Below are 17,351 nucleotides of genomic sequence, written 5' to 3'. Positions count from 1 at the left end.
TTTTTGTTCCGCTTTGCTACACAAAAAGGATTTCCGCTCAAGTCGGGCTGCGAGCAATTCAACGCAAAAAATCGAAGAAACAAATGGTATTTCGAAAAGCAGACATTTTTGGGTAAAAAAGTAAAGTGATTATTCTTGTGAATAAAAAATTGAAATACAATTTACAGGTCGCTCTTCTAGAGCTTTAATTAATTAAATGATTATATCCCTATTAACAGTCCGTTCCTAACGGAACTTTTAAAATCCCAGCGGGATTTACTGTTAATAGATAAAATGAAGATCATACAAACAAGCTCCGAAGGAGCAACCTGTTGCTTCATCTTTTTTACAGAAAAAAATGAAAAATAATGTACAATTATGAAAATCAAATACATATTCATTACATCCGCCCTATTTCTTTCGCAAACATTCTTTGCCCAAAGACAAATGGAATACCTGAAAAGAGGAATTGTCGCGATTTCTGCCGAATCAGGAGTCTTCGTAAGTTGGCGATTGTTGGGAACTGAAGCGCAAAACACTCATTTTGATGTCTACCGAACGGAAAATAATTCAACCATAAAATTAAATTCCAAGCCTTTGGTAAACGAAACCAATTTCTTGGATAAAACTGCAAATAAAGGGAAAAACTACACCTATTTTGTTAAATCAAATACACAAGATAAGGAAGTTGATGCAGACTTTGCAAAATATACCGCAAATCAAAAACCATATTTTTCAATTCCGTTAAAAACACCTACAGGATACACTCCAAACGATATTTCTGTTGCAGATTTGGATGGAGATGGAGAATTCGAAATCATCCTTCATCAAACAGGAAGGTCGCACGACAACAGTCAGAAAGGTGAGACGGATCCACCGATTATTCAGGCTTATAAAATGAACGGAACATTTTTGTGGGAAATTAATTTAGGCAAAAATATCAGAGAAGGAGCGCATTACACGCAATTTTTGGTGTACGATTTAGATCAGGACGGAAAAGCAGAAATTGTAATGAAAACCGCAGATGGAAGCAAAGATGGAAAAGGAAAATTTATCGGAGATCCGACAAAAAATTACGTCAACGAAAATGGAATGATTCTTTCCGGACCCGAATTTCTGACGGTGTTCGACGGACAAACCGGAGCAGAAATTAATACCGTAAACTACCAAGTTCCAAGATCTGCAGGAAGTTTAAATCCAACTAATGAAGAAATGACTGAAACTTGGGGCGATGCAAAAGGAAATCGCATCGACCGATTTTTGGGAGCGGTAGCTTATTTAGACGGAAAAACACCAAGTATTGTGATGTCGAGAGGTTATTATACAAGAACAGCGATCGCAGCTTGGGATTATAAAGATAAAAAATTGAGTCTTCGTTGGTTATTTGATACCGAAAGTTCAGAAGAAAACAAAAAATATCGCGGACAAGGAAATCATAACTTAAGCATTGCAGATGTCGATAATGACGGAAAAGACGAAATTATTTACGGAGCAATGACGGTTGATGACGATGGAAAAGTCTTGAACAGTACGGGCTACGGTCATGGTGATGCGTTACATGTAGGTGATCTAGATCCATCAAATCCGGGACTGGAAATTTTTGATATTCAGGAAAGATTTGATGATGCAGGAGCGCATTTTAGGGATGGAAAAACCGGAAAAGTTTTATGGAAATTACCTTCTTTGGAGTACAGTGCAAAAAGCAAATTTCAAGGACCTGGAAGAGGATTGTCATTAAATATTGATCCTCGTTATGCAGGTTCAGAATGCTGGGCTGCAGGAGCGGGAGTGAAAGGGCTTTATGATGCGAAAGGAAATAAAATTGCCGAAAAAAATCCTGCCGTTAACATGGGAATTTATTGGGATGGGGATTTTTTAAGCGAAATTTTAGACGGAACTGTTGTTTCAAAATGGGACTGGAAAAATTCAAAATCAAATGTCATTTTTGATGCTAAAAATTTTCAATGTGAATCGAATAACGGAACAAAGAAAAACCCGTCTTTGGTCGCCGATTTATTCGGAGACTGGCGCGAGGAATTGATTTACAGAACCGCTGATAATCAGGAATTACGAATTTTCAGTTCAACAATTCCGACGAAGCATCGTTTGTATACTTTAATGCACAATCCGCAGTATCGACTGAGTATCGTCTGGCAAAATGTGGGTTATAATCAACCGCCGCATACAGATTATTATTTGGATGAGTCGGTGAAAGAAATTCCAAAGCCGAATATTTACACCAAAAAAGATTAAGGATAAATATTTATTTGCCAGGAATGCACGAATATTTATGATTTAATTAAACTTATAAGCGTTAGCGGCTTTGTGAAACTAAAAGAAATAAATAATTGAATAAAACTTAGTGAGCTTAGTGTTCGAGATTCACCATTAAAATAAAAAACTCATGAAAATTAAAATCATTCTTCCATTGGTTCTGTTGGTCGCATTTTTAGGCGCTTCATTTCAAAAGCTTCAGGAAAAACCGGTGCTTTATATTATCGGAGATTCAACAGTACAAAACGGTTCTGGAAAAGGAGCAGATTCACTTTGGGGTTGGGGAAGTTTTATGGATTTATATTTAAATTCTAATAAAATCGAAATTCAAAATCATGCAAAGGGCGGAAGAAGCAGCCGAACCTTTATAACGGAAGGACGTTGGGATTCGATTATGAAAACGATTAAAAAAGGAGATTATGTTTTAATGCAGTTCGGTCATAATGATGGCGGAGAATTGGCGGATACATTAAGAGCAAGAGGTTCAATAAAAGGAATTGGAGAGGAATCAAAAGATATTTACAACCCGATCCGAAAAGTGAATGAGACCGTTTATACATATGGTCATTACATGAGAAAATATGCCAATGAAGCAAAGGCTAAAGGTGCCATTCCGATTATTCTTTCACCTGTTCCGAGAAATAATTTTGATAAAAACGGTAAAATTGAAAAAGATAAATATGGAGTTTGGGCACATGAAGTCGCAAAACAAACGGGAGCTTATTTTATTGATCTAAATGAAATGGTTATTGAAAAATATCAAGAAATGGGTGAAGAAAAAGTGAAAGCATTTTTTCCAAAAGACCATACTCACACAAATAAAGAAGGAGCAATTCTAAACGCAGAATTGGTAACCAAAGGAATCAAGCAATTGAAAGGTTGTGAAATAAAAAAATATATAAAATAAGAATCTAATTATAATGAATTGAGTTAAGATTTTTTGCGGTCTTTGTTAAGTGAAACGCCTTTTCGAATTTAAAAACAAATAGTAGTTAAAAAAAATCTTTGCGCCTTTTGCGTTAAACCAACAACTAACAATTTAATTAAAATAAAAAAATAAATATTTACATATGAAAAAATTACTAACAGCAAGTTTTTTTGCACTGATGATCGGAGGGGTTACCTCCTTGTCGGCTCAAAAACAAAAAACAACTCTTCCCAATAAAAAGGAAGTTTTGGAAGTCGCGGAAAGGGCAAACAAATATTTTATGGATAAATGGCAGGATCCCGGAAAAGAAATTGTCGGGAAAAAAGTCTGGCCAAGTAATCTTTGGACTCGCGCTGTTTATTACGAAGGGCTTATTGCTCTTTACAAAGTAGATCCGAAAAAAGAATATTACAATTATGCGATCGACTGGTCACAAAAACACAATTGGGATCTTATGCGTGGAACATACACCCGAAATGCCGATCATCAAGCTTGCGGACAGACTTATCTTGATCTTTACGAGATTGATGGTAAAAAAAATCCTGAAAGAATAAAAGCCGTGAAAGCTTCTATGGACAGCATGATTGCAACCAAACAAGTCGACGATTGGTGGTGGATTGATGCTTTACAAATGTCGATGCCGATTTTTACGAAATTGGGAAGAATTACGGGTGACAAAAAGTATTTTGACAGAAATTACGAAATGTACGCTTACACAAAATACAAACATGGCGGAAACGGTTTGTACAACGCAAAAGATAAGCTTTGGTGGAGAGATAAAAGCTTCGTTCCGCCTTATAAAGAACCGAATGGCGAAGATTGCTACTGGAGCCGTGGAAACGGTTGGGTAGTGACTGCATTGGCGCGTACCCTGGAAGATACTCCAAAATCTGATCCGCATTATAAAGAATATTTGCAGGATTATAAAGATCTATTATCGGCATTGCTTCCAATCCAAAGGGAGGATGGTTTTTGGAATGTAAGCCTTCATGATCCAACAAATTTTGGCGGAAAAGAAACAACAGGAACAGCTCTTTTCGTATACGGAATGGCTTACGGAATCAACAAAGGTTTGATTGATAAAAAAACATATTTACCCGTTGTTATCAAAGCTTGGAACGCGATTGTAAAAGATTCTGTTCAGCCAAACGGATTTTTAGGTTGGGTTCAGGGAACAGGAAAAGAGCCAAAAGATGGACAACCACTTTCTGTAAGCAAAGAACCAGATTTTGAAGATTACGGATTGGGTTGTGTATTGCTTGCCGCGAGTGAGGTTTATAAATTGAAATAACTTTTTTGCCACGAATGCACGAATTTTCAGGAATTACTTTTTAGTTTTTTATTGTTAAAAGTCAAATAATCATACATAAAAATTCGTGTATTTGTGGCAAAAAGTAATCAATAGAGTCGGGTTTTAGTCCGATTGATAAAATTAGGTTTTCAATAAGGCTTTAACTAAAATTTAGTTAAAGCCTTATTTTTTGCAAGCGATTTATATCTCTGAAATTCAATTTTAATAATCTAAGTTTAAAAAATGGTGAAATTTTTTCTAAAGTGGTCATTTAAAAAACGAATTTATTCCTTCTCTTTTTTACTAAAATAGAATTATATTGAATTGAAAATCTTTACGTTAAAGGGATTAATGTTTCGCAAATATTTCGAAAATCAATCAATATTACCAAAATTCAGAAAAAATCTTAGATTTATTACCGAAAAGGAAGCAATAAAATCATGTGCATGACACTACAAGATGCGCAATCGATTCCATAGTATTAATTTTCAAATTCAATCCATAAGATAAAAGTATGAACGCATTATTAGGAGTTTTTTTTCATTTTTTGGGAGGCTTTTCTTCCGGAAGTTTTTATTTACCCTATAAAAAAGTAAAAGGATGGTCGTGGGAAACCTATTGGTTAATCGGGGGAATTGTCTCATGGATTATTGTTCCGCCATTGGCTGCTTTTATGACGATCCCGAATTTCTGGGAAATCATCCAAAATGAAAGTTCATCAATATTAGGATTAACGTTTTTATTTGGTGCTTTATGGGGAATTGGCGGATTTACCTATGGTTTGGGCGTTCGATATTTGGGCGTGGCTTTGGGAAGCAGCATTATTTTGGGACTTTGCATGATTTTCGGATCGCTTGTTCCTTCCATTTATTATGAATTTTCACCTGAAACGGGAAAAGATAATATTGGTTTAATGTTTTCAAGTTCTTGGGGACAGTTTGTTTTGCTGGGACTTCTGGTCTGCGTTGTCGGAATCATCATCAGCGGAAAAGCAGGAATGATGAAGGAAAAAGAATTGAAGACAGACTCTTTAGATCCACATGGAACGGAAGTGAAAACAGAATATAAATTCGGTTTAGGTTTGTTGGTTTCCATTATTTCAGGTGTTTTGAGTGCTTGTTTTAATTTCGGTTTAGAAGCAGGAAAACCAATGGCAGTCGTAGCCAACGAAGCATGGAAGTTGGCAAATCCGGGACAGGGAGAATTTCTTTTTCAAAATAACGTCACTTATGTTGTTGTGCTTTGGGGAGGAATGGCGACTAATTTAATCGGCTGTCTTTATCTTTCATTTAAAAATAAATCTTATACCGATTATAAAAAGAAAAATGTACCTGTTGTAGCCAACATTATTTTCTGCGCTCTTGCCGGAACGATGTGGTTTTTGCAGTTTTTCTTCTACGGAATGGGAGAAAGTAAAATGGGAAATGGCCCAAGCTCTTGGATTTTACACATGGCTTTCATTATCTTGATTGCCAATTTGTGGGGAGTCATTATTAAAGAATGGAAAGGAGTTTCCAAGAAAACGATTTCCACGATTGTTGTAGGCATGATCGTAATGTTTATTTCTATTTTGATTGTTGGATACGGAAATTCTTTACGATAATATAAAGATTGGATTAAACAAAATTTAGCATTTTCAAGTTTTTTGCTTTATATCATATACAGTTTCATGTTTAATCCCATCTAGTAAGAAGACACTGATTTTTCGGTGTCTTTTTTTGTTCTATATTTTAAGTAAAATTGAGCTGATTGATAAGCGGTTATGTTTTTTCTGTAAAATGAATTTTAAAGAATGTAAATCTTATTTTGAATTTTTCAATTAAATTACTGTGTTTTTTTAAATTTAAATTAAATATTTGCACTTAATTAAGATAAATTATGAAAAAAACAATGCAGGATATGGCAGGATGCCAGAATTTTTGTAACAATGTACATTGGCTAAATAAAATGAATGTTACTAAAACTTAATATATGTCTTTAAAAAATACTAACAAGAATTTAAAGCCATTAATTGCACCTTTATTTCTGCTTGCGTCTGGTTTTGTCTTTGGGCAAACAACAATTAAGGATTCTGCAAAAACGAAAGAAATTGAGGAGGTTGTGGTTATTGGCTATGGAAAAGTAAAAAAATCTGATCTTACAGGATCTGTAGCATCGGTTTCTGCTAAAGAATTGGCTGCGACACCGGCAATGAATGCTCTTCAAGCACTACAAGGAAGAGCAGCAGGTCTTAATATTGTGACAGCAGGTGGTGCTCCCGGAGCTGGTGCAAACGTTACTCTTCGTGGTGGAGCATCTATTACTCAAGGTACAGAACCACTTTACATTGTAGATGGCTTCCAATTGGACAATGCACTAAATGTTATCAACCCAAACGATATCGAAAGTGTTGATGTATTAAAGGGCGCTTCTGCAATTGCGATCTATGGAGCGCGTGGTTCCAACGGTATTATTGTTATTAAAACAAAAACAGGTAAGAAGGGAAGAACGACTGTTAATTATAACTCTTTCATGTCATTCGATATGCTTTCGAAGAAGCTGGATATGATTTCCAATTCGGAAGACTATGTGAAATATCAATACGAACTGGCACAACTTTCAGGAAAGACAACTCAATGGAGTAATGTTTTCGATAATAGTTTGGGAACCGATACTCCGGGATTTTATACAGGAGTTTATGGTAGAATCAGCAACAGATATGCAACGGCTCCCGCGCTGGATTGGCAGGATAAAATGCTTGGTGGTACAGGGACAACCCAAAATCAAAATGTTAACGTTTCTGTAGGAAATGACAAAACTCAGGCATACATTAGTTACAATTATAATAAGCAGGATGGTTTGTTAGCCAATTACAGTGAGACTAGAAATTCATTGCGTGCCAATGTAAATTCAGAATTGTATAAAGGAATAAGAGTAGACTTCAGTTCTATGTTCAATTCCAATTCTACGAACGGAGGAGGAGCTTATTCAGGAATGAAAAAAATCCTTCTTCAGCCAATTACGGGTGGAACAAAATTTACACAGGATGAATTATTCAACACTCAAACATATGGTGATTATTCAGGATTAGATTCCAGTTTTGATACAGAAAATCCATATATAGAAACTCAAGCATCACAATCCAACAGACGTTTCAGATCATTTGTTGCCAATGCGGGGATCGAATTCGATTTCTTAAAGAATTTCACATTCAGAACTGCGGGATCTTACAATTGGAATAACAGTAAATCTACTTCATTTTCAGATGAAAATTCCAGAGCATATTTAACGGATCCTGTCAACACCGGGATTAATGGAAGCATTGGAAATGCAGAATCATTTCGTTATCAGATTACCAATACTTTAACGTTTAATAAAACATTTGCAGAAAAGCACAAAGTTAATGTTTTGGTAGGGCAGGAAGCTGTTTATCAACAAGCCGAGAGTAATAGCATGACATTAATCAAATTTCCGTTTTTTAATTATGGATTATATGATATTGACAATGCAACAGTATCTAATAAAAATGTAGATAATTCAAGATACGCAATAAGTTCTTACTTTGGACGTGTAAACTATAGCTATGATGATCGATACTTATTAACAGCTACTTTTCGTAGAGATGGATCTTCAAAATTTGGTTCGAATAAAAAGTGGGGAAACTTCCCTTCAGTAGCAGCGGCTTGGCGTGTTTCTCAGGAAAATTTCTGGCAAGACAGCAAGGTTAATAAGATTGTTAATGATTTTAAATTAAGATTTGAGTACGGTATTACCGGGAACAATGATATTGGAAATAGTTTATACACCACAAACCTGGTTCTTACTACTTATCCTTCCGATAATAATGCTACAAATCCGGCATTTACGACAAGTTCTACTGTTGGTAATCCAAATTTACAATGGGAGGAGATGAAAGCAACGAATATTGGAGTAGACTTGGCCTTTTTAAATAATAGAATAAAATTAACTTCAGAATTTTACAATAATGATGTAAATAAAATGTTGTTGCCGGTTGGACTTCCAGTATCTACAGGATATTCAACAAGATATGAAAATATTGCAGTGATGAGAAACCGCGGTATGGAATTTACGCTTAACACTATTAACGTAAAATCAGGAGCTTTCAGATGGTCGACGGATGCTAATATTGGTTTTAATAAGTCTAAAGTTCTTGCTTTGGATGGAAGAGACAACAGACCATTTAGCGTAGGTGGAAGCAGATCGGGAATGGTAACGTATTATGCTAAAGTAGGGGAGCAACTAGGAGATATGTACGGATATGTTTATCAAGGTGTTTATACGACTGATGATTTTATTCAGGCTGCAAACGGTACATTGACGCTGAAACCAGGTGTTGTAAAGCCAGCTACCGGAACTCCGAAACCTGGAGATATGAAATTTGCTGCAGATAATGATGCAGGAGATCAATTTACAAGAAAATTAGTGAAAATCGGAAACGGGACACCTGACTTTATTGGAGGGATTAGCAACAATTTTTCTTACAAAGGATTTGATCTGGCTGTATTCATGAAGTTCAGTGTGGGTGGAGACATTTATAATGCAACCAAACAGAGTTTAAGCCCTTATGCCATGTTCCAGAACGTACCTACGGAATTTGGAAACAATTATTATCGTTTAATCGATCCAAATACAGGACAGGCAACAACAAATTTAGCGAGATTAAAGGAACTTAATCCAGATGAAAACTCAAGACTTTGGAGTTTAAGCAATACCAATACGGCAAATATTGCTTATCCATCATCATATTACGTGGAAGATGGATCTTATTTGAGAATTGCTCAATTAACAGTTGGTTATAGCTTAAACAGAGAATTCTTAAATAAAATTTCAGTAACGAATGCACGTATTTATGTTACAGTGAATAACCTAGCGACTATTACAGGTTACTCTGGTTATGACCCTGAAGTTTCAGCAGCGAGCGGAGTGGCAATTACACCTGGATATGACACTTCATCTTACCCACGTTCAAGAAGTTATGTTCTTGGTATTAATTTAACTTTTTAATATTTAATCATGAAAAATATAATTAATAATAAATCAATTTTTGTGAAAAAATTAGTGGTAATTCCTTCTCTTGTAATTGCCGGACTTTTTTTCAATTCTTGTAGCGCAGATTTTTTGGATCAGCCTGCTTATAATATTACCGATACCAATACGGTTTTTGAAAGCTTAGATACTGCAGATCTTTTTGTTCAGGGTTGTTACAGAGGACTAGTTCCTACAGAAATGTATTATCAGCTTGGAGCGGGAGATACAGTAACACACTCGTCTGAGGACGGATCTACTAATAATTCTAAGTATAACATTTGTAATTATAAATACGATGCATATACTCCTAACACAGTAACAGGGATTTATGCTGCAATGTATTCCAGTATAGAAAAAACCAATATTGCAATCACAAGATTAGCCAAAATGGAGCCAAGTGCAAAGCGTAATTCTTTGCTGGCAGAAGTAAAAGCTATTCGTGCATTTTGCTATTACAATCTGATCCGTGTTTATGGAGACGTTCCTGCAGTTTGGATCCCTTTGGAAGATGCAGACCCCAACGATCCGAATACTTTATATCCAAAACGTACTTCCCGCGATGTAATCTATGATCGTGTAATTGCAGATATGCAGGAATCGGTAAATGATTTACCTGCTGCGGGAACATCAACAGAACGTTTAACGAAAGCAGCCGGTAATGGTCTTTTAGCAAGAATTGCTTTGTATGCGGCAGGGTATTCTTTACGATGGGATCTTAATACAGGCGCTGCCGGTACAATGTCGAGAAGAAGTGATAATGCAAGAGTTCAGCAGCTTTATCAAATTGCGGATAATGCAGCTGCAGCGGTTATTAATGGAGGTACAGCTAGCTTAGTACAGGCTCAGGGTGGTAAAAGCGGTTTTGAAGCGTTGTGGTATAATTTTGATCAGAGAAAATTTTCTGTATCAAATCCGGAAATGCTTTGGCATATCGCTGAATACGGAGCCAATACCAACTCAGCTTTTGGAGTTTATGCAATGGAAGGTTCTCGCGGAGGAACTTACGGATCAAGAAAAGCATTACAGTTTATTCTTCCGAGTTATTATTTGTCATTTAATCCGGGAGATACACGTAGAGATGTTTCTTGTACTTCTTACAGTATTTATTTCTTAAATGCAGGTGCGGCAACAGATACTTGGGTAAATGTTGGAACGACTTTCTCTTGCATCATGTCCGGTAAATTCAGAATGGGATGGTGCGTTGCTCCACAGGCTGCTGATGCACGTAATTTAAATATTCCTATTTTAAGATACGCAGATGTTTTACTAATGTATGCCGAAACTCAAAATTACTTAAATGGTGGACCAACTGCTGCTGGAACTGCTGCTCTTATGCAGGTAAGAAACCGTGCAGGAATCGGAAATATACCGGCTCCAACTGGTCAGCAGGCTTTTGAATCTGCTATTGTTCAGGAGCGTAAATGGGAATTTGCAGGAGAGTTTAATCTTCGTACAGATTTAATAAGAATGAATCGTTTGGCAAGTGAAATTGAGGCTACAAAACAGGCGATGAAAAACCTTTCAAACAAAACCGGAGCATATGCGAATACACCTGCTTTACGTCTTTATAAATTTGAAAAAAATGCACAGGTTTATGGAGATACTTTCTTAGCACTTAAGTATATAGAAATAACGAATCCTGCTGAAATTGCAATCGTTCAGAATGTTCCTACAGCTTCGACAGGGTATGCTGCTTATCAGACTGCTTTGGCTAGTATTGTAACTGCACATGGACAAACTGTTGTAGCTGGAGACAAATGGTATCCTACAAGAATGTTTGAAGCCTATACAAGTACTTTCAACGGAAACGCAAGAAAAGCAGTAGGATTTACCAGCGGATTTAATGCTCTTCAAATCGGAAATATTATTTATACAAAACCAACAGGTTCTGCTGAAAACGGGGGAACCTATCCAAACTGGATCGAAGGTGGAGGGGACGGACTCTTCTACGGATTTGTACCAAACAAAACAGAATTGCTTCCTTTTGCAGCAGCTACTGCCGGGCATCCGTTAGTTGATAATCCGAACTTGACGCAGCTTCCGGGGTATTAATTTGATAACCATTTAAATCTAATTTAAACTGTTGAGAAATAAGATTCTAAATGAGGAAAATTTATAATTAAATGAGGGCTTTGCTCTTTTTTCAATGAGTTTTATCATATCATGTTTTTCAATGGTTTAAATTAAACAACACTTCATCACAGAATATTAATTATAAACGACCTGAAACTAGATTGTTGTAAAGTTAAATTAATCGAAGTAAAGTGAAAATTAATTTATCCTTAAATTCAGCATTTAGCAGTATAGTACGGGATGCTGTAACAAATTTTACCATCTATTTTTGGGTTACAATTTAGAAATATAAGACAAACAATGGAAAAAGTAAAAACATTCAAATATGTAGACTATCTATGGGACGAAAATAAGGCAGCGGCTTTAGGAGACGATCAGGTTGCTTTATTTTTGTATCGTTCGAACATTTTGGGGGCAGATCTTAGAATCACAAACTATGGAGGAGGAAATACAAGTTGCAAAACCATCGAAAAAGACCCGTTAACCAACGAAGAAGTTGAGGTAATGTGGGTAAAAGGTTCAGGTGGAGACATCGGAACTTTAACGAGAAAAGGAATCGCAGGTTTGTATACAGAAAGACTTCGTAACCTTAAAAATGTTTATCAAGGTCTTGCGGATGAAGATAGAATGGTAGGTTTGTTCAATCACTGTATTTTCGATTTAGACAGCAAAGCACCTTCTATTGATACACCTCTTCACGGACTTCTTCCATTCAAACATATCGATCATCTTCATCCGGATGCTCTTATTGCGGTTGCTGCTGCAAAAGACAGTGAAACGATCACAAAAGAGATTTGGGGAGATACAATGGGTTGGATTCCATGGCAGCGTCCTGGCTTCGACTTAGGATTACAATTAGAAAAGTGTTTAAACGATAATCCAGGCATCAGAGGGATTGTTCTAGGTAGTCACGGACTATTCACCTGGGGCGATACTTCTTATGAATGTTATATCAACAGTCTTGAGGTTATCGAGATGGCTTCTGAATATATTGCTAAAAAAATCGAGGAAAAAGGACAGGTTTTCGGAGGACAAAAAGTAGAATCTCTTCCTGCTGAAGAAAGAAAAAATAAAGCGGCTCAGATTATGCCTTTGTTAAGAGGTTTAGCGTCTTCTGAAAGCAGAATGGTTGGTCATTTCACAGACAGCGATGTCGTGTTGGAATACATCAACAGTAACGATTTGGAAAGATTAGCTCCTCTTGGAACTTCTTGTCCGGATCACTTTTTAAGAACTAAAATTCAACCTTTGGTGTTGACTTTAGATAAAAATGAAGATTTATCTAATGCTAAAGTTATCCTTGAAAAATTAACGCCACTTTTCGAGCAATACAGACAAGAATACAAAGAATACTACGAAACTTGTAAGCATCCGAACAGCCCTGCAATGCGTGATCCGAACCCGGTAATCATCATTTATCCGGGAGTGGGAATGTTCAGTTTCTCAAAAGATAAGCAGACAACACGTGTTGCAAGCGAATTTTATGTAAACGCGATCAACGTAATGCGTGGTGCAGAAGCTATTTCCGAGTACACTTCGTTACCAAGACAGGAAGCATTCGATATCGAATATTGGTTATTGGAAGAAGCAAAACTTCAAAGAATGCCAAAAGAAAAACCTCTTTCAAGAAAAATTGCTGTCGTAACCGGAGCCGGAGGCGGAATCGGACAGGCAATTGCTGATAAAATGGTTGCTGAAGGTGCCGTTGTAGTTTTCACAGACCTTAATCAGGAAGCTCTGGATGCCGTAACTTCAAAATATAATAAAGATCAGGCTGTTGGCGTTCCATGTGATGTAACGAGTGAAGAAGCGATTGCAAATGCTTTCAAAGAAACTGTTTTAGCTTTCGGTGGAGTAGATATTATTGTTCATTCTGCAGGTTTGGCGATTTCTAAATCTTTGGAAGATACAACAACAAAAGACTGGGATTTACTGGAGAATGTTTTGGTGAAAGGTCAGTTTTTAATGTCTAAAAATGGTGTTGAAATCATCAAAAAACAAGGTTTAGGCGGAGATATCGTAAACATCGCAAGTAAAAACGGATTGGTTGCAGGACCAAACAACGTTGCTTACGGAACTGCAAAAGCAGCTCAACAGCACATGACAAGATTATTGGCTGCTGAATTGGCATCAGATAAAATCAGAGTGAATGTTGTAAATCCGGACGGAGTTATCGTCGGAAGCAAAATCTGGGAAGGTTCTTGGGCGGAAGGCCGTGCAAAAGCCAACGGAATTTCTGTTGAAGAATTACCGGCATTCTACGCAAAAAGAAATTTATTAAACGAAATTATCCTTCCTGAAGACATCGCCAACGGAGTTTTCGCTTGTGTTGCTATTCTGGATAAAAGTACAGGAAATATCATCAATGTAGATGGCGGAATGGCCAATGCGTTCCCAAGATAAAATTTCAACGCTGAAAAAGAATTATGATTAAATTGAAGGCTTACAATGATGCTAAGCCTTCAATTAATTAAAACTAAAATAAAAATAGAGCCACGAAGTGGCGACATAAAACAGCACAGGGTGAAGTCCTGTTGCAACATAACAATAGTACAGGATGCAATCCTGTGAAGACATAAAATAACACGGTGTGAAATCTGTGAATAATTATAGATAAAGATCAAAAATCAAATCATGATTATAGAAAAAGATATACTTGAACAGTACAATAAAAATGAAGTTGAAAATTTTAATATAGATTTTGATTTTCTACAAAATAAACTAACAAAATCAGGCGCAAATGTTGCTGAAATAGTCAACAAAATTGCCGATTTTCAGGTAGCCATTCCAAGTTGGGCTTTAGGAGCGGGAGGAACTCGTTTCGGAAGATTTTCTTACGGTGGCGAACCTTCTTCTTTAGAACAAAAATTAGATGATGTTGGATTGATTCACGCTTTAACGCACTCTGCGGGAGCTGTTTCTTTACATATTCCATGGGATATTCCGAGTGATGTGAAGGCGATTAAAGAAAAAGCAGCCTCTCACGGATTGGTTTTTGATGCTATGAATTCAAATACTTTCCAAGATCAGCCGAATGCAAAACATTCCTATAAATTTGGTTCTTTAAATTCAATTAATGAAGATTCAAGAGCGTACGCAGTTGAACACAACAAAGAAGTAATCAGAATCGGAAAAGAATTAGATTCAAAAAGCTTAACCGTTTGGTTAGCGGACGGAGCAAGTTTTCCGGGACAGTTGAATTTCCAGAATGCTTTGTCAAAAACAGAACAAAGTTTAAAGGAAATATACGCAGGAATGCCGGAAGACTGGAAATTATTCATCGAATATAAACCTTACGAACCGAATTTCTATTCAACAACAATTCAGGATTGGGGAACTTCATTTATGTTAGCAAATGCTTGCGGAGATAGAGCGTATACTTTGGTAGATTTAGGTCACCATTTACCGAATTCAAACATCGAACAAATCGTTGCAACCTTGATGTACAAAGGAAAATTGGGAGGTTTCCACTTCAACGACAGTAAATATGGAGACGACGATTTAACGGTAGGATCAATCAAACCTTACGCTTTGTTCTTGATTTTCAATGAATTGGTGTACGGAATTGAAAACAATCCTCAAAACCCTTATCCGGCTTGGATGATCGATGCGAGTCACAACATCAAAGATCCGTTGGAAGATTTAATCCAATCTTTGGAAGCGATCTTAATTGCTTATGCTCAGGCACTTTTGGTAGATCAGAAAGCATTGAAAGATGCACAACAAAATAACGATGTCGTTCATGCACAGGAAATTTTACAGAATGCCTACAGAACCGATGTTCGTCCATTATTGATAGCTGCAAGATTACAGACAGGTGCAGCATTGGATCCGATTGCGGCTTACAGAAATCTTAAAGTAAGAGAAAACTTAATCTCAGAAAGAGGTCTGAATGTAAAAGCAACAGGATTATAAACCTGTTTTAAATTGGTAATTTGAACTTTCAGGTGCAATCGAAAGTTCGTAATTATATGTATCCTTATTTTTTTAATCATTAAGGTTGAAAGTGTTTAGATCGTTAGAATTTTAGGCTTTACCGCCTCAGAAATTAGTGGATTTTTTTCTATATAAATTTTAATATCTGAACACTCCTTAATGGTGTTAGAAAAATAACTAAATTTAAATTGAATATTCAATAAACATAATTATCATTTGCTGAGTGAAACGCCCTTGCGAACTTAAAAAACGCATGATAGTCAAAAAAAAATCTTTGCGAACTTTGCGTTTAAATAAATCATCAGCAAAAATTAGTGTCATTAGTGAAAACTATTAGTGCTATTAAAAAATTCATCCCAAGAATGTCTAAAAAAAAGGTAACCATCGTATTTGATATTGGAAAGACCAATAAAAAATTCTTTTTATTTAATAAAAATTATAAAGAAATCGTCCGTGAGTATACAGAATTGCCGCTCACAACGGATGAAGACGGTTATCCGACAGAAGACCTTGCCGCATTGCAAAACTGGATTAAAGATAATTTTAATTCCATTTTGGATGATGAAAATTTTGATGTAAAAGCTATTAATTTCTCCACTTACGGAGCGAGTTTTGTACATTTAGATCAGAAAGGAAATGTCCTCACTCCTTTGTACAATTACACCAAACCGATGGATGATGAAATCCTTGATTTATTCTACGAAAAACACGGAAGCAAACTGAAAATCGCCCGTGAAACCGCTTCACCACAAGCAGGAATGCTGAACTCAGGATTACAATTATTTTGGTTAAAATATAAACATCCGGAAGTATTCAAAAAGATTCGTTACAGTCTTCATTTGCCTCAGTATTTATCGTATTTGTTTACCGGAATTTGTGTGTCGGAATTTACTTCAATAGGCTGCCACACCAATTTGTGGGATTATGACAAAGCCGATTATCACGACTGGGTTTATGAAGAAGAAATCGACGCTTTATTGCCTCCGATTGTACCGACTTCTGCGAGTATCAACACTTCTTACAGAAACAAAAAAATCAAAATCGGCGTTGGAATTCACGACAGTTCTTCTGCGCTTTTACCTTATATTTTAAGTAAAAAAGAACCGTTTTTGTTGCTTTCAACAGGAACGTGGAGTATTTCTCTGAATCCTTTTAATGATGAAAGTTTAACGGATGAAGACATCGAAAACAACTGCCTGAATTATATGCGAATCGATGGCAAACGTGTGAAAGCATCCCGTTTTTTTATGGGTAATGAATACAAAATTCAGGTTGAAAAATTGTGTAATCATTATGGTAAAGAATATGGTTATCATAGAGAAGTTCATTTTGATCAGGATTTATACCTTCGTTTGATGAAACACAAAGCGGTATATTTTCGTTTTGAAGGTATTATTTTAAAAAGAAAAATGATCAGTGCGACAGATTTAAATTCTTTTGCTACATTTGAAGAAGCCTATCATCAATTAATGATCGAACTGATGGATTTACAGATTCATACCATTAAAAATGCAATCGGAAATTCAGAAATTAAAACCATTTATATCGATGGCGGATTCACCGATAATGATGTATTTATGAAGCTGATGTCTCACCATTTTCAAGATTATCACGTAATGTCGACGCATTCTCCATTAGGTTCTGCGTTGGGAGCTTCGATGGTGATTTCGAACAAGGAAATCGATGAAACGTTTTTACAGCAGCATTATCAGATGAAAGTGCTTCAACCATTAATTTTAAATTTATAATATAATAATATATTTGATTGTTGGCTAATTGTTATCAGTTAACAGACAGCAAAATATTAAACCAACAACTATCAACCAATATCCAACAACAAAT

At 36.1% G+C, this 17,351-nt stretch carries 9 protein-coding genes; all 9 read left to right on the top strand.

Going from position 1 to position 17,351, the window contains the following annotated elements; all coding sequences use genetic code 11:
* Window positions 1-357: 357 nt before the first annotated feature.
* The 9 genes from ACKX2A_RS03365 (at window position 358) to ACKX2A_RS03325 (ending at window position 17,257) form a co-directional block, all read left to right on the top strand.
* Entirely contained in the window at window positions 358-2,232 is a 1,875-nt protein-coding gene (locus ACKX2A_RS03365; protein ID WP_415327623.1) for a rhamnogalacturonan lyase, read from the top strand.
* Between the two features lie 151 nt (window positions 2,233-2,383).
* Window positions 2,384-3,160 (top strand): rhamnogalacturonan acetylesterase, encoded by a 777-nt coding sequence (locus tag ACKX2A_RS03360; RefSeq protein ID WP_415327622.1) that lies wholly within the window; start codon window positions 2,384-2,386, stop codon window positions 3,158-3,160.
* Window positions 3,161-3,323: 163 nt separating this feature from the next.
* Complete coding sequence (locus ACKX2A_RS03355) at window positions 3,324-4,472, top strand: glycoside hydrolase family 88 protein (protein WP_415327621.1); 1,149 nt, start codon at window positions 3,324-3,326, stop codon at window positions 4,470-4,472.
* Window positions 4,473-4,986: 514 nt separating this feature from the next.
* Window positions 4,987-6,075, top strand: coding sequence for an L-rhamnose/proton symporter RhaT (rhaT, locus tag ACKX2A_RS03350; RefSeq protein ID WP_415327620.1), 1,089 nt, complete (start codon window positions 4,987-4,989; stop codon window positions 6,073-6,075).
* A 368-nt stretch (window positions 6,076-6,443) separates the two neighbouring features.
* A complete protein-coding gene (locus ACKX2A_RS03345; RefSeq protein WP_415327619.1) occupies window positions 6,444-9,476 on the top strand; it encodes a SusC/RagA family TonB-linked outer membrane protein in 3,033 nt (1,010 codons plus the stop codon).
* 9 nt (window positions 9,477-9,485) lie between these two features.
* Window positions 9,486-11,552, top strand: coding sequence for a RagB/SusD family nutrient uptake outer membrane protein (locus ACKX2A_RS03340; protein ID WP_415327618.1), 2,067 nt, complete (start codon window positions 9,486-9,488; stop codon window positions 11,550-11,552).
* Window positions 11,553-11,873: 321 nt separating this feature from the next.
* A complete protein-coding gene (locus ACKX2A_RS03335) occupies window positions 11,874-13,976 on the top strand; it encodes a bifunctional aldolase/short-chain dehydrogenase (RefSeq protein WP_415327617.1) in 2,103 nt (700 codons plus the stop codon).
* A 231-nt stretch (window positions 13,977-14,207) separates the two neighbouring features.
* The gene (locus ACKX2A_RS03330; RefSeq protein ID WP_415327616.1) at window positions 14,208-15,488 is read left to right on the top strand and encodes a sugar isomerase; all 1,281 of its coding nucleotides are present in this window, start codon (window positions 14,208-14,210) and stop codon (window positions 15,486-15,488) included.
* Window positions 15,489-15,871: 383 nt separating this feature from the next.
* On the top strand, window positions 15,872-17,257 hold the full coding sequence (locus tag ACKX2A_RS03325; RefSeq protein WP_415327615.1) for an FGGY-family carbohydrate kinase: 1,386 nt from the start codon (window positions 15,872-15,874) through the stop codon (window positions 17,255-17,257).
* Window positions 17,258-17,351 lie beyond the last annotated feature (94 nt).

Source organism: Chryseobacterium sp. MMS23-Vi53, assembly GCF_047651245.1.
Taxonomy (GTDB): Bacteria; Bacteroidota; Bacteroidia; order Flavobacteriales; family Weeksellaceae; genus Chryseobacterium.
The sequence above is the reverse complement of the archived record's forward strand: the minus strand, read 5'-3'. Positions and strand labels throughout refer to the sequence as shown.

Coding starts and splice junctions, on each gene's coding strand:
- ACKX2A_RS03365 (WP_415327623.1), top strand. CDS start 358: ATGAAAATCAAATACATATTCATTACATCCGCCCTATTTCTTTCGCAA.
- ACKX2A_RS03360 (WP_415327622.1), top strand. CDS start 2,384: ATGAAAATTAAAATCATTCTTCCATTGGTTCTGTTGGTCGCATTTTTA.
- ACKX2A_RS03355 (WP_415327621.1), top strand. CDS start 3,324: ATGAAAAAATTACTAACAGCAAGTTTTTTTGCACTGATGATCGGAGGG.
- rhaT (WP_415327620.1), top strand. CDS start 4,987: ATGAACGCATTATTAGGAGTTTTTTTTCATTTTTTGGGAGGCTTTTCT.
- ACKX2A_RS03345 (WP_415327619.1), top strand. CDS start 6,444: ATGTCTTTAAAAAATACTAACAAGAATTTAAAGCCATTAATTGCACCT.
- ACKX2A_RS03340 (WP_415327618.1), top strand. CDS start 9,486: ATGAAAAATATAATTAATAATAAATCAATTTTTGTGAAAAAATTAGTG.
- ACKX2A_RS03335 (WP_415327617.1), top strand. CDS start 11,874: ATGGAAAAAGTAAAAACATTCAAATATGTAGACTATCTATGGGACGAA.
- ACKX2A_RS03330 (WP_415327616.1), top strand. CDS start 14,208: ATGATTATAGAAAAAGATATACTTGAACAGTACAATAAAAATGAAGTT.
- ACKX2A_RS03325 (WP_415327615.1), top strand. CDS start 15,872: ATGTCTAAAAAAAAGGTAACCATCGTATTTGATATTGGAAAGACCAAT.